A 15644-nucleotide genomic window follows, 5' to 3' on the forward strand; every position below is an offset into this window, starting at 1 on the left:
GTTATGAAAATAGTTTATATAGGGTCTGTGATTTTTTCTGCTAAAGCTTTAGATAAATTGATTTCTATTGGAGCCGAAATTGTTGGTGTAATTACCAAAAAAGAATCAAATTTTAATAATGATTTTTTTGACCTAAAACCCATTGCTGAAATTAATAAGATATCATTTCATTATACTTTAGATATAAATTCGGAGGAGACAGTAAATTGGATAAAAAACTTAGCTCCAAACGTAATTTTTTGTTTTGGATGGTCAAATTTGATTAAATCGAATGTTCTTGAAATTGCTCCTCTAGGAGTAATTGGATATCATCCCACATTACTACCAAATAATAAGGGAAGGCATCCGTTAATTTGGGCAAAAATACTAGGCCTAGAAAAATCTGGTTCGACTTTTTTCTTTATGGATGAAGGTGCTGATACTGGAGATATATTGTCTCAAAAAGAGTTTGAAATACTTTTTGAAGATGATGCAACTAGTTTATATGCTAAATTAATTGATATAGCTTTAGGACAAATTGAAGATTTTCATTCTAAATTAAAAGATAACACTTTTATCAGAATCAAACAAACTGAAAGTGAAGGCAATAGTTGGCGTAAAAGAACTGCTAAAGATGGGATAATTGATTTTAGACTAGCAACGAAGACAATTTGCAATTTAGTGAGGGGATTAACTAAGCCTTACATAGGTGCTCACTTAGAATATAAAAATAAAAATATTACTGTTTGGGAAGTAGAAATTAGCGAAGATATTGGAGAACGGGATAATTTAGAACCTGGAAAAGTACTAAATATAAAAGATAATAAAATCAAAGTAAAGACTGGCGATTCTGCTATTTGGTTAGTAAAACATGAATTCATTGACTTACCTGAAGTAGGATCATATATACTTTAATAAAAAAAATGAAAAATATTATAGTTGTTTCAGCTCATCCAGACGATGAAACTTTAGGTGCAGGAGGTACAATCTTAAAGCACGTAAATAATGGAGACCATGTATATTGGCTTATTGTTACAAATGTATTTGAAAACCAAGGTTTTTCAAAAGAAAGAGTAGATAGCAGGCAAGAAGAGATTAAACAAGTTGAAAAATTACTGGGAATAGAGAAGACCTTTTTTCTAGATTATCCAACAATGACTTTATCTTCAAGCAGTTTATTGAAAATGGTTCCTGAAATTTCTGAAATTTTTGGTGAGGTAAAACCAGAAATAATTTATTGTTTAAATCGATCAGATGCACATTCGGATCATAGAGTCATTTTTGATGCAGTAATGGCTTGTACAAAGTCTTTTAGATATCCTTTTATAAAAAAAATTCTCATGTATGAATGTATATCTGAAACTGAATTTGCCCCTGCATTAGCAGAGAAACTTTTTTTACCAAATTACTTTGTTGATATTACTGATTATATTGATCAAAAACTTGAAATTATGAAAGTTTTTGAATCAGAAATTGCAGAGCACCCTTTTCCCAGATCCTTAGAAAATATCAAAGCTTTAGCACACTTTCGTGGAGCAAGTGTTGGTGTTAAATACGCAGAGTCATTTCAATTGTTGAAATATATCGATAAATAATTTAAGGTAAATAGTTTGAATTAAAAAATTATGAGAGTATATAAAGATCATTTGATTCTTTCTGGAAGTAAAATAAAAGAAGCCTTATTGCAATTAAATATACTGGCTCAAGATGCTATATTATTTGTAGTAGATGTTAATGATAAATTAATTGGAGCTCTTACTGATGGAGATGTTAGAAGAGGATTAATCAAAGGATTTACTATCGATAGTTTAATTGACGATATTATACAGGAGAACCCGAGATTCATTGTTAAAGGAGAAAATAATTTAGAAAAAATAATAGAATATCGGAAAGGTGATTTTAGAATTATTCCTGTAGTGGATGAAAATCGGAAGGTTGTAAATATCATTAATTTTAGAATAATTAAATCATACTTACCTATAGACGCTGTAATTATGGCAGGAGGAAGAGGACAAAGATTACAACCCCTTACAAATTATACTCCAAAGCCTCTCTTAAAAGTTGGAGACAAAGCAATTATGGAACATAATCTTGATAGATTAGCTTTATTCGGAATTGATGATTTTTGGATTTCTGTTAAATATTTAGGTGAACAAATTGAAAATTATTTTGGTGATGGTAAAACAAAAAATGTTAAGATTGAATATGTTTGGGAAGATGAACCTTTAGGAACTATAGGGGCAGTTTCTCAAATTAAAAATTTTGAACATGATTTTATATTAGTTACCAATTCTGATTTATTAACGAATATTGATTATGAACAGTTTTTTTTGGAATTTATTAGAGAGGAAGCTGATTTAGCAGTTTTGACAATACCTTACCAAGTAAATATTCCATATGCAGTTTTAGAAACGACTAAAGGTCAAGTAAAAAGTTTTAAAGAAAAGCCTACATATACTTACTATTCGAATGGTGGAATTTATCTGTTTAAAAAAGATATGTTACAATATATACCCAAAAATACTTTTTTTAATGCAACTGATTTAATGGAAGAGCTCATAAATAAAAATTTAAAAGTAATTTCTTTTCCATTTATTGGCTATTGGTTAGATGTAGGTAAACATGAAGATTTTGAAAAAGCGCAAATAGATGTTAAACTCATAAGTTTGTAAATGAGAATACTGTATATAATACCAGCGCGTGCTGGATCAAAAGGACTACCAGGAAAGAATACTAAGATTCTAGGAGATAAACCACTCATCTCTCATACTATTGAATTTGTGTTAAAAAATATTAAAGAGAATGATGAATTATGTATATCAACAGATGATGATATTATTTTTTCAATTGCTAAAGACTTAGGAGTTGAAATTCCTTTTAAGAGACCTGCTGAATTAGCTACAGATACAGCGACTACTTATGATGTCATTATTCATGCCTTAAAGTTTTATGAAGAAAGAGGTCAGTTTTTTGATTGTGTTATGTTACTACAGGTTACTTCTCCATTAAGGGCAAAAACAGATTTGGACAATGTAATTTTATCCTATGATAATGATACGGATATGGTTGTGACTGTAAAAGAGTCTAAGGAGAATCCTTATTTTACACTTTTTGAAGAAGACAAAAATGGACTTTTAGTGAAAAGTAAAATTAGTAATTTTCAACGTAGACAAGATTGCCCTAATGTATTTGCTTTCAATGGCTCAATGTATTTAATGAATGTTTTATCTCTCAAAAAAGGATCGATGAATGAATTCAAGAGAATTAAAAAAGTAATAATGCCAAATGAAAGAAGTGTTGATGTTGATACAATGGCAGATTGGATATTATTAGAGTATTATTTTTCAAACTTTAACACTAATTAGGAGACACATAGATTATATGGAGCTAAAATACTATCACTTTTTCATTCTAGTTTTATTCCTTTCATGTGCTGATGTTGATGATCAGCCAGAACCTAAAGTTTTTGATAAAAAATCAAATGAAGTCATTTTAACAAAAAGAATAACTCCAATAGATAAAAAACATAAAGCTTTTACAGATTTAGTGTTTTTCGATGATAAATGGTTTTTAACTTATAGGGAATCAGATAAACATATTTTTGGAGAAAATGGAATAGTCAGAATAATTTCTAGCTCAAATGCTGATGATTGGGATTTAGCAAAAATATATAAAAGTGATGGTTTTGATTTACGAGATCCAAAATTTTCTATAAATAATAAAAAATTAATGTTAATTACTCATGGCACAAAATATAAAATGCAGAATGTTTCAGACCCATCTGAATTTAAAGACTTTAGAGCAGACTATAACTCTGATTTAGGATGGGAATCTTTCAAAGATATTTACTTAGATAATAATTCTAATTCTATTGATGCAAAAATAAAAGGCAATCAGACCTACCCATGGAGGATAACTTGGTATAAAAATAGAGCATATTCTTTCGGTTATAATTTTCAACAAAATATATTTACCTTTTATTTAAGTGATGATGGATTCAATTTTACTCATATAAATTCAATTTCTCCAATTGAAGGCTACCCTTCCGAAGCAACAATTAGAGTTAATAATGATGGTCTTTTTTATACAATAGTACGTAGAGAATATAAAACTGCTTTGTTAGGAATATCTAAGGATTTAGGGGCTACTTGGAAATGGATAGATACAATACCTATAAATCAATTTGGAGGCCCTAATTTTATCTTTTACAAAGATGGAATATTATTATCTGGTAGAGAGAATAATAAATTAATTTTAGGATATTATGATTTAAATGTAAAAAAATATAAAAAAATAATGACATTCGAAAGTGGTGGGGATTGCTCTTACCCAGGTATGTTTCAAAAAGATGATTTCTTATGGATTAGTTATTATTCTTCTCATGAACAAGCTACAGGAAGTTCTATCTATTTATCAAGAATAAACTTAAATAAACTGGAATTATAATAACCTTTTAAAAATACTACAACTATTTTAGATGTTTAAAAAAGTAATATCACATAGTCTAATTTATGGACTTGGTCCATTTGTGCCTAAAATAATAGGTTTATTAATGTTACCTATTTTTACAAAGGTTCTGACAACAGAAGACTATGGAGTTCAATCTTTAATGAATTCGAGTGTGGCATTAATAGGTGTTTTGGCAATGTTAGGATTGCAATTACCTTTAAGCAATGCATTCTATCATCATACTAATCATTACAAAATTAAATGGGGGCAGTTTTATGGTTTTTTGAATATTTGGATGATTTTTTATTCAATTTTATTAGCATTAGTGATTTATTTTGTGATCCCTGATGAGGCGAGAGATAATTTAGAATGGATTATAATACTTAATATTGTTCCAATAGTTTGCTTTGGTCCTGCTGATGTTTTAGGACAAATGTATTATCAGCTCAATCAAAAACCTAAGCAGGTTGTAATTCGAACAATAGCAATATCTTTTATAACAATTTCTTTAAACTATTATACTATTGTAATTTTAAATTTACATTATATGGGATGGTTTATTGCCAATTGCTTATCAATGTTGTTGTTGCATTTTTCTTATTGGTATCCATTACATTATAAATTGAAAATTAAGCCAATTTATAAATTTAAGAAAAAGACAATTCTCAAAGGGCTGAGTATTTCTATACCTATGATTCCACATTTTTATAGCGGTTTTTTATTAGGATCAGCAGATAGTTTACTTTTAAAATTTTTCTTGATAAGTACAGCACAAATTGGGTATTATGGTTTTGCAGCATCATTTGGAGGATTAATGGCGTTGGTTGTTGGAGCTATAAATACAGCCGCTTCACCTATTATTTCTGAACAAATTAAACAAAAAAAATATAATGACGTACGCAATCTTACTTGGGGGGTTCAGTTCTTTTTATTAGTTATATCTTCAGTTGGATGTATTTGGTTAAAGGAAATTTTTGTATTAATGATAAACAACGATGAATTAAAGACAGCCTATTTCTTATCAGCAGTTTTTATTATGTGTCATAATTATAGACCTATGTATTTCGGCATTTCGACTGTTTTATTTTATAGAGAGAAAACAAAAAATTTATGGAAAGTTACTTTTGGGGCTGGGATTTTTTGTATATTATTAAATATATTATTGATTCCCCATTACGGGATAAAAGTTCCTGCTTTTGTGTTGTTTATTAGCTATTTGATAATGGGCTATGGCACATTTTTTCTAAATGATTATAAAGAAATAGCTATTACAAATTTTAGACCTGTAATATGGTTCTTCTTGACGATTATTTGTCTTATTATAGTTTTATTAGTCATTGATTTAAATGTTTTGTATAAAATTTTTATAACCCTATTGTTTTTATCATCCCTAATTGTTTATTGGTTTAAAATTTTGAAAATAGACAAAATATAAATTAACGACATTAAATTTATATTTTGTAATGCAATGGAATAATAAATATGAAAACTAAGCTTAAACGCATAATAATTCATCTATTAAAAATAATATATAAATTTATTTTTAGCTGTTTTTCCCTATTAAAAGTTGGGGTTTTTAGTAAATATACTGTAAAGCTGCCTTCAATTAATGATTTCGGAACTTGTTATATATTTGGAAACGGACCATCTTTAAAGAATGATTTGGATGGTAATTGTGACTTTTTTATCGATAAAAATATTTTTGTTGTAAATAATTTTGCGACATCTGATTACTTTAATATTATAAAACCTAAATATTATGTTTTTGCTGATCCAGCATATTGGAGTTCTAATGAAAATAGTGAAGTTGTAAGAAATTGTAAAAAGATATTAGAAATTATTAGAGATACCACAAGTTGGAATATGACAATATTTGTTCCTTCTAATGCGTTGAAAAATAATATTCTAACTGATGTTTTAAAAAGCAATAAATTTTTGAAGATAGTGGACTTTAATACAACGGTTATTTCGATGAAAGGATTTGAATATCTAAATTACTTATTATTTAAAAAAGGTTTAGCAGCTCCTCCAATACAGAATGTATTAATATCATCAATCTTCATCTCAATTAATATTGGCTTTTCAGAAATTAATATTTTAGGTTCTGATCACTCTTGGACAAAACAATTATTTGTTAATGAAAAAAATGATGTTTGTACAATAGACTATCATTTTTATGACGCTAAACAAATAAACTATAATGTTTTTACTAGAGTTGATGGTAGTATATATAAAATGCATGAGATTTTACGCGATTACGCTTTGATGTTTGAGGGTTATCATAAGTTAAGAAAATACGCAGACTATTTTAAAGTTAAAATTTGGAATGCTACCGAGAACTCTTTTATTGATGCATTTGAAAGAAAAAACTACATAAATAGCTAATAATGGTATTACGTCTTTTAAAAAAAATAGTTCCTTTTAAGTTTAAATATTACCTTAGGAAAAACCAAATCGAAAGAGCAAATGAAAAGCTGAGGTTAGGGAATATGGTAACAGTCGACAAAACTTATTTCGGAAAATATAACACAATTTATGATAATGTGATCTTAAGTAATGTAACTCTAGGCGACTTTACGTATGTTGCTGCTAATAGCTCAATTATCTATACAAAAATAGGAAATTATTGTTCAATAGCTAGTAATGTAAAATGTGGTTTAGGCTTTCATCCCAGCAAAATTTTTGTGTCAACACACCCTGTATTTTATTCATTATCGCAGCAGTCTCAAATTGCCTTTGTAGATAAATCTTATTTTGAAGAATATAGGAGTATAGAGATTGGTAATGATGTTTGGATTGGAGAGAATGTTACAATAGTTGGTGGAGTAAAAATTGGCGATGGTGCGATAATTGCTGCTGGAGCTGTAGTTACTAAAGATATACCTCCATATGGTGTAGTTGGAGGAGTCCCAGGTAAATTAATTAAATATAGATTCGAGCAAAATGAAATTGATTTTTTGTTAAAATTAAAATGGTGGGATTTTGATTATAAAGTTGTAAAAGAAAACGTTTTATTATTCCATGATATAAAACAATTAATGAATTCAAGTTTTAATAAATGGAATCTATAAGTCCTTTAATTTCTATTGTAACAGTAGTTTTTAATTGTGAAAAAACAATTGAAAATACTATTTTAAGTGTAGTAAATCAAGATTTCGAAAATTACGAATTTATCATTATAGATGGCGGTAGTACTGATAATACAGTTGCTATAGTGGAAAAATATAAAGATAAAATTACTAGATGGATTTCTGAACCAGATAAAGGTATTTATGATGCAATGAATAAAGGAGCCAGAATGGCGAAAGGAGAGTGGATAAATTTCATGAATGCAGGAGATGAGTTCGCAATTCACAATTTTGATTCTTTACAAGAAGTAATGAAAGATGAAAAATGTGGTATTATATATGGGGATGTAATAATTAAAAAGGAAGATGACTCTCTTTTTGTAGATGTGGCTAGACCGTTAGATCAAATAAACTATCTTCTTAATTTTTGTCATCAAAGTTCTTTTGTAAGAACAAAACTTTTAGTTGAAACACCATTTTCTCTTGATTATAAGATTTCATCAGATTATGATTTTTTTCTAAAAATGTTTAAAAAAGGATATAAGTTTGAGTACATTAATGAATCAATTTCCACGTTTGCTCTTGGTGGAATCTCCACAGGAATTAGCAAACAGTATTTAAAGGAAAGAGTTAGTATAATAGTTAATGTACACTTTCCATTATCAGCTAAAATTTTATATTTATTTAAATTTTTAAAAACTTTAGTACCTGTAAATTTCACTAATAGTAAAACTATAAATTAAAAACTTGAAAAATATTCTTATAATTCATCATGGAATAGGTGTAGGGGGAGGGTTAATAGCATTATTAGGTTTAATTGATGAACTTAAATTAAAAAATAATGTCAAGGTTTTTTGTGTTTTTGACAGCGAAGCAGTTACTTATATAAAAAACACAGGAGTTGACGTTTTTCTTCCATATTCGATAAATTATAAGAAATATTATAGTTTGTTTTTACATAGTGAGGCATCATACTTTAACGTTGCTAGTTCTATAAGAATGGTTAAAAATTTAGTTACATTCTTTTTAAATAAATATTATTTTGCTCAGAGAGAGTTAGAAAGGCTAAATTTTGAATATGATATTGTATATTTAAATTCAACCTTTATTTCAGACTGGTCTAGAGCAGCGAAGAATCTGAATAAAAAAGTTATAATTCATATACGCGAACCATTAGCTAAAGGTCTTTTTGGGTTTAGAAAGAATATAATTAAAAGAAATGTTTCTAAATATTGCGACTGGATTATTGCAATTTCTAAGGACAATAGCAAAAGGATTGGACTATTGGAAAAAACAACTGTAATATATGACCCTATTGTATCCAAAAATAGAGCCGACGATAAAGAGATTTTACTTCAGCCTCAGTTTATATATTTTTTGTATTTAGGCGGTAGTCAAAGAATTAAAGGATTTGAGCAATTTGTTAAATCTTTGCCATATCTAAATGAAAATATAAAGATTTTTTTTCTAGGAGGGAATCATAATTATTTAGAAAGTAGATTGGATAAACTTTTTGCTATTTTCGATCCTTTTTACTGGAAAGTAAATTCTTTAGAAAATGAACTAATAAGATCTCAGAGAATTATAAACGTAGGTATGGTTGATGATGTTTTTAGCTACTACAATAATTGTAGAGGAGTTATTTCTCCATTTTCTAAGCCACATGCGGCATTGCCAATTCTGGAAGCTTTTTTTAAAAGTAAACCAGTTATAGTTTCAAACATTGAGGGAATGAATGAGATTGTTAATCACACAAATGGTATTTTTTTTAATAATAAACATCCAAAAAAATTGGCAGACGCAATAAATTATATGTCAATCATGAGTGATTTTGAGTATAGTGAAATGTGTTGTAATGCAAAAAAAACATTTCAAAAATTAATGCAAAAAAATCTATCAGTGCAAGTAATCATTAATAAATTTTAAAAGATAAATTTCATTTGTACTGATATGATTTATAGTTTATTTATGTCATAATTCTGCAAAGTAGTATTACCAAATAATGATAAAAGGATTAAAAGATAAAAGTATAAGTAACTTAAAATTCTCACATTATATTGTTCTTTTTATAATAATATATATATCTGATGATACATTTAATTTTGGAACTAATGAAAATTATGTGTATTTACTAGCTAAATATATAATTTATTTACTTTTAACGGTTTATCTGTTGTCTGTTACCAATTTGAAATTCCTTACTACTTTAACAAAAAGTAGTTTAGTTTTCTATTTGATTGTATTTTTTATAATATTGACCTCTTTTTATAATTTTGATATATCTGGGGGCTATTTATATCAAATATGGTTGTTTTTCTTAGCTTTGCTAGTGGTCAATTTTTATTCAAGTAAACAATTTATTTATGTTTATTTAAAAATAGTTTACACTTTAAGTTTTGTTTCGTTATTAATTTTTATAATTTCAAATATATCTAGCTCTATTTTTCAAATATTTCCCATGCAAACAAATTCAGCTGGTGCAAATGTTTATAATTTAGGTATTTGTATGGTTTCATTCGAGAATACATATATCAGAAATATGAGTATTTTTAGAGAGCCTGGCGTTTTTATGATTTATTTGAATTTTGCAGTAATTTTAGAACTTTTTTTTAAGGAAGAAATAAATAGACGTTATTTATTAGTATTCATTCTTGCCATTGTTTCTACATTTTCGACAGCAGCCTTTATAATATTAGGAACAATCTTATTTGCGTACTTGTTTATTAAAAGCACTAAAAAGGTGGTATTAAAAAATAAAGCAATAATTTTAGGATTAATTATGCTTGCCGTTTTGTTTATTTTATCTTCAGCAGAATTCTACAATATGATCTTTGATAAAATTGGGAAGGATTCTATTGGTGAAGGTAGTTCTTTAGCCAGAGGTGTTTCTGTTTTAGCCAATTTTAATATATTTTTAGAGAACTTTCTTTTTGGAGTAGGTATAAAGATATATCCTTTAACATTTTCGAAGGCTACTTTAGCCTTAATTGGTGTATCATTAGATATTGGAAATAATACCAACACCATAACCACAATTTTAGCAGTGTATGGTATTTTTACAGGATTTTTATTTGTTTATATGTTATTCAGTTTTGCAAAAAAAACATCTAATTCGCTTGTAATAAGAGTTTTAATTTTTTTAGTCTTAATAATGTTTTATAGTAATGAAGATATGCGATATTCTTTAATGTCTGCAGCAATGTTAATGTGGGGATTAAAAAATAAAGAAATAATAGTAATAAATAACATTGCCTCATAGTCACCAATATTGCCATGAAGATCTTAATATTATCGTATGATTTTTATCCAGAAGGAAAACCTAATACTTATCGCTGGTTTAATATAGCCAAAAGTTGGGTTAATAAAGGTGCCGAAGTTTATGTTGTTACTGCCGATAAAAATCAGTATTTAGCATATGAAGAAATAGATGGAGTAAAAATATATAGAACAACAGAATATTTTATTGGTAATTTGAAATATCAATATAGAGAAAGTATCAATAATCCTATAGTAGAATCTAAAATTGATAATAAAGGGGTTAAATTTTTTCTCAAGGGACTCATTCGTAAAATTTATAATGCTACATGGTCGAATATTTATTGGCCAGATCATTCTTTTTTATGGACCTTCTCTGCTGTACCGGTGGCGTCTAAAATTATAGAAGAACATAATATAGATAAACTTATTACAGCTTCATGGACTTTTTCTGCTCATAGGATAGGAGATAAACTTAAAAAGAAATTTCCAAACCTATATTGGCTAGCGGATACAATTGACCCTTTTTGCTTTAATGCGAGAGTTAATAACCTTTTCTTGTATAACAGGTTAAATGTATCATACGAAAACAAAATATTTAAACGTGCAGATTTTAATTCTGTACTCACAGAAAAAATAAAAAAAAAATATGTTTCTCTTTTTCCTGCTTTAGAACATAAGATAGGTGTTAATAATAACATTTTTATTCCTGTAGAATTTGATTACAGTAAAACTATTGAAAATGAAAAAATTCGTTTACTGTTTTTGGGTACTTTGTCTCAGGCCACAAGATCTCCTAAAAACTTACTTGTTTTACTTGATAATTTGCTAAAAAAATATCCTGATATTAAAATAGAAATTGATTTTTATGGCGATTTTACAGATACAAAAGATGAATTTGCTAAATATCCGGAATTACTAAGTAATTATATACATCTTAATAATTTCATAACTAGAGAAGAAGTAAATAAAGTTATAAAAAATGCCGATATTCTTTTAAATATAGGAAATAGTAATGAGTATCAAGAACCTAGTAAACTTATAGAATATATGTATTCAAGTAAGAAGATTCTAAATATTTGTACCATAGAGAATGATACATCTGCAGAATTATTAAAGCAATATCCTTTAAGTCTGAGTATCTATCCAGGTGAAATAAATAATGATATAACTCTAGAAAAATTGATTACCTTTTTTAATGGAAAAGAAATAGTTGATAGAAGTAAATTAAGAGAAATTTTAAAAAATTACTTATTAGAAACGGTAGCAGATAAATATTTAAACTTTTTATCCAGGTGATTTTATAAGGATAATAGTTACAGAATTCAAAATAAAATTTTAATATGTTTAAAAATAAAATATTATTAATAACAGGGGGCACTGGCTCTTTTGGGAATGCAGTATTAAGTAGATTTCTTGAGACAGATCATTTTAAAGAAATCCGTATTTTTTCTCGAGATGAAAAAAAACAAGATGATATGCGTAATCGATTAAAGAATAATAAACTTAAGTTTTACATTGGTGATGTAAGGGATTATAAAAGCATTGAACGTGCTATGCGTGGTGTTGATTATGTTTTTCATGCTGCAGCATTAAAGCAGGTGCCTTCGTGTGAATTCTTTCCCCTTGAAGCAACTAAAACTAATGTAATTGGGACGCAGAATGTTATTGATGCTGCGGAAGAAAATAAAGTACATAAAGTAATTTGTTTGAGTACAGATAAAGCAGCATATCCTATTAATGCAATGGGTATTTCTAAAGCACTTATGGAGAAAGTTGCCGTAGCTGCTTCAAGAAATTTACAGAATACTACAGTTTGTCTTACTAGATATGGAAATGTGATGGCTTCTCGTGGATCTGTAATACCGCTGTTTTTAAGTCAAATTCAGGAAGGAAAAGCAATTACTATTACTGACCCTAAAATGACTCGTTTTTTAATGTCACTTGATGAAGCAGTTGAATTAGTTTTATTCGCTTTTGAACATGGAAACCCGGGTGATCTCTTTGTTAATAAGGCTCCAGCAGGAACTATTGGTGATTTGGCCCAAGCATTGAAAGAACTTTGTAATGCCGATAATGAAATTAAAGTAATAGGGACACGTCATGGAGAAAAACTTTACGAAACATTATGTACTCGTGAAGAGATGCTTAAAGCAGAAGATATGGGAGAATTTTATAGAATTCCAGCTGATAATCGAGATTTAAATTATGCACAGTATTTTTCAGAAGGTGAAGAAGACATTTCTTTAATAGAGGATTATCACTCTCACAATACATATCAACAAAATGTTGAGGGGATGAAAAAATTGTTATCGACTTTACCATTAATAAGAAAAGAAGTTTTTGGAGAAGATGTTCCTCAGATGCCGGGATAATTCTTTGAAAAAATTGCATCGATTAACATTAAAATAAGTATTGTGTAGTTTTGGAGTAATAGATTTTAGGATAATCTATTATTAAATTTTAAAGTTTTAAATATAATATGCTAAAAGTTGGAATAACCGGACAAGCGGGATTTGTTGGTAAACATTTATTTAATGCAATTGGACTTCATCCAAAAGAATTTGTTCTAATAGATTTTAAAAGACATTATTTTGATGACGAATCTAAATTAAATGAGTTTGTGTCAGAATGTGATGTTATTGTCCATCTTGCAGGTATGAATAGACACAACGATCCTCAAACGATTTATAATACAAATATTGATTTAGCAAAAAAAATAATCAAGTCACTGGAATTTACAGATAGTAGAGCTCATGTTATTTTCTCTTCTTCAACTCAGGAAGAAAATGAAAATTTGTATGGTAAATCAAAAAAAGATAGCCGAGAACTATTTGTAAATTGGGCAAAAAGATCAAAAGGAAAATTTACAGGTATGATAATTCCTAATGTTTTTGGACCATTTGGCCATCCGAATTATAATTCTGTTGTCGCTACCTTTAGTCATAAAATAGCTAGAAATGAAATACCTAAAATTGAGGTTGATAATACAATTAAATTAATATATGTAGGAGAACTTGTAGAAGTTATTTTGGAAGAAATTAAGAAAAATGAAGGAAACCATCTGATACAAGTAAAACACACTTCTGAGTGTACTGTCTCTAAATTATTGTCATTACTAAATTCATATAAAGAGCAATATCAAGATAAAGGACAGATACCTGTTTTAGACAATAAGTTTGAGTTAAATTTATTCAATACTTATCGTTGTTATATTGATTTTAAAGAGTATTTTCCAGTAAAATTTACCCAACATGCTGATGAAAGAGGAAGTTTTGTTGAAATTATAAGACTAGGAGTAGGAGGACAAGTTTCTTTTTCGACAACAGTACCTGGAATAACTCGTGGAAACCATTTTCATACAAGAAAAATAGAGAGATTTGCTGTAATAAAAGGAAAAGCATTAATTCAATTACGACGAATTGATAGTGACGAAATTTTAGAATTTTATCTTGATGGGGATAATCCTGCTTATGTAGATATGCCTATATGGTATACTCACAATATTAAAAATATAGGCAGTGATATACTATATACTAATTTTTGGATCAATGAATTTTTTGATCCAAATGATCCTGATACTTATTTATTAGAGGTCTAATAAAAAGATAGATTTTGTAATGGAAGATTGAATTAAATTTGATTCCTTTTTAAAGCTACTAAAAATAAAAAAAGTTATTAAAAAAAATCAATTATAAAATATATTAATTAATGTTTATGAATCTCTTAGGACATATCAGAAGAAAGAATTTATTATGAAGAAATTAAAAGTTATGACGGTTGTTGGAACCCGTCCTGAGATTATAAGACTTTCACGTGTAATGGCGGCATTGGATAAATCAGATGCTATTGATCATATTATTGTACATACTGGTCAAAATTATGATTATGAATTAAACCAAATTTTTTTTGAAGATCTGGGTATAAGAAAGCCAGATCACTTCTTAAATGCTGCGGGAGTTTCTGCTGCAGAAACGGTAGGGCAGATTTTGATTAAAATTGATCCATTACTGGAACTTGAGCAACCTGATGCCTTTTTAGTTTTAGGTGATACTAATAGCTGTTTGTGTGCCATTCCTGCAAAAAAAAGACATATTCCTATTTTTCATATGGAGGCAGGAAATCGTTGCTTTGATCAAAGAGTTCCAGAGGAGACAAATCGAAAAATTGTAGATCATATTTCAGATATTAATCTTACTTATAGTGATATTGCCCGCGAATATTTATTGCGTGAAGGTTTATCTGCTGATAGAATTATAAAAACGGGATCACCAATGTTTGAAGTTTTAAATCATTATATCAATGATATAAAAAGTTCAGATGTGTTGGAAAGACTTGAACTTGAAGAAGGAAAATTTTTTGTAGTATCTTCTCACCGTGAAGAAAATATTAATAGCGAACAAAATTTTGGAGGACTCATTGAGAGTTTAAATTTGATTGCTGAAAAATATAATTTTCCTATAATTGTTAGTACACATCCTCGTACACGCAATATGATTGATAAAAAAGGCATAACCACGCATAAAAATGTTAAATTTTTAAAACCATTAGGATTCAATGATTACAATGCCTTGCAAATGAGAGCATTTGCTGTTTTGTCTGATAGTGGAACAATTTCTGAGGAATCATCAATATTAAATTTTCCAGCACTTAATATACGTGATGCACATGAACGACCAGAGGCTATGGAAGAAGCTTCTGTAATGATGGTTGGATTAAATCCTCAGCGAATCTTGCAAGGTCTTGTTCTGCTTCAAACTCAAAAAACAGGAAGTGAAAGAAATTTTAGACCAGTAGCAGACTATTCTATGCCAAATGTGTCAGAAAAAATGGTGCGAATTATTTTAAGTTATACCGACTATATCAAGAGAGTAGTCTGGAGAGAATAAAAAA

15 protein-coding genes are annotated in these 15644 nt (G+C 28.2%); all 15 read left to right on the top strand.

Annotated elements, in window-relative coordinates; all coding sequences use genetic code 11:
• Positions 1-3 precede the first annotated feature (3 nt).
• The 15 genes from J0383_RS14260 (at position 4) to wecB (ending at position 15640) form a co-directional block, all read left to right on the top strand.
• Complete coding sequence (locus J0383_RS14260; protein ID WP_207294679.1) at positions 4-894, top strand: formyltransferase family protein; 891 nt, start codon at positions 4-6, stop codon at positions 892-894.
• 8 nt (positions 895-902) lie between these two features.
• On the top strand, positions 903-1574 hold the full coding sequence (locus J0383_RS14265; RefSeq protein ID WP_207294680.1) for a PIG-L deacetylase family protein: 672 nt from the start codon (positions 903-905) through the stop codon (positions 1572-1574).
• A 30-nt stretch (positions 1575-1604) separates the two neighbouring features.
• Positions 1605-2651: a nucleotidyltransferase family protein gene (locus tag J0383_RS14270; RefSeq protein ID WP_207294681.1), complete on the top strand. Its 1047-nt coding sequence runs from the start codon at positions 1605-1607 to the stop codon at positions 2649-2651.
• Positions 2652-3344 carry an acylneuraminate cytidylyltransferase family protein gene (locus tag J0383_RS14275; protein ID WP_207294682.1) on the top strand — a complete coding sequence of 231 codons (693 nt, stop codon included), beginning with the start codon at positions 2652-2654 and terminating at the stop codon, positions 3342-3344.
• Between the two features lie 16 nt (positions 3345-3360).
• Positions 3361-4425 (top strand): sialidase family protein, encoded by a 1065-nt coding sequence (locus J0383_RS14280; RefSeq protein ID WP_207294683.1) that lies wholly within the window; start codon positions 3361-3363, stop codon positions 4423-4425.
• A gap of 31 nt (positions 4426-4456) precedes the next feature.
• Positions 4457-5863 (top strand): lipopolysaccharide biosynthesis protein, encoded by a 1407-nt coding sequence (locus J0383_RS14285; RefSeq protein WP_207294684.1) that lies wholly within the window; start codon positions 4457-4459, stop codon positions 5861-5863.
• Between the two features lie 47 nt (positions 5864-5910).
• A complete protein-coding gene (locus J0383_RS14290; protein WP_207294685.1) occupies positions 5911-6813 on the top strand; it encodes a hypothetical protein in 903 nt (300 codons plus the stop codon).
• Positions 6814-6815: 2 nt separating this feature from the next.
• Positions 6816-7499, top strand: a complete 684-nt coding sequence (locus tag J0383_RS14295; protein ID WP_239023074.1) for a CatB-related O-acetyltransferase — start codon at positions 6816-6818, stop codon at positions 7497-7499.
• Entirely contained in the window at positions 7487-8239 is a 753-nt protein-coding gene (locus J0383_RS14300; protein ID WP_207294686.1) for a glycosyltransferase family 2 protein, read from the top strand. The genes J0383_RS14295 and J0383_RS14300 overlap by 13 nt, the downstream gene beginning before the upstream one ends.
• A 4-nt stretch (positions 8240-8243) precedes the next feature.
• Entirely contained in the window at positions 8244-9422 is a 1179-nt protein-coding gene (locus J0383_RS14305) for a glycosyltransferase family 4 protein (protein ID WP_207294687.1), read from the top strand.
• Positions 9423-9498: 76 nt separating this feature from the next.
• Positions 9499-10755 carry an O-antigen ligase family protein gene (locus J0383_RS14310; RefSeq protein WP_207294688.1) on the top strand — a complete coding sequence of 419 codons (1257 nt, stop codon included), beginning with the start codon at positions 9499-9501 and terminating at the stop codon, positions 10753-10755.
• A gap of 14 nt (positions 10756-10769) precedes the next feature.
• A complete protein-coding gene (locus tag J0383_RS14315; protein ID WP_207294689.1) occupies positions 10770-12050 on the top strand; it encodes a glycosyltransferase family protein in 1281 nt (426 codons plus the stop codon).
• Positions 12051-12094: 44 nt separating this feature from the next.
• Positions 12095-13126 (top strand): polysaccharide biosynthesis protein, encoded by a 1032-nt coding sequence (locus tag J0383_RS14320; RefSeq protein ID WP_207294690.1) that lies wholly within the window; start codon positions 12095-12097, stop codon positions 13124-13126.
• Between the two features lie 107 nt (positions 13127-13233).
• Entirely contained in the window at positions 13234-14352 is a 1119-nt protein-coding gene (locus J0383_RS14325) for a polysaccharide biosynthesis C-terminal domain-containing protein (RefSeq protein WP_207294691.1), read from the top strand.
• A 154-nt stretch (positions 14353-14506) separates the two neighbouring features.
• The gene (wecB, locus tag J0383_RS14330; protein WP_207294692.1) at positions 14507-15640 is read left to right on the top strand and encodes a non-hydrolyzing UDP-N-acetylglucosamine 2-epimerase; all 1134 of its coding nucleotides are present in this window, start codon (positions 14507-14509) and stop codon (positions 15638-15640) included.
• The last annotated feature ends 4 nt before the right edge of the window (positions 15641-15644 follow it).

The organism is Flavobacterium endoglycinae (assembly GCF_017352115.1).
GTDB lineage: Bacteria > Bacteroidota > Bacteroidia > Flavobacteriales > Flavobacteriaceae > Flavobacterium > Flavobacterium endoglycinae.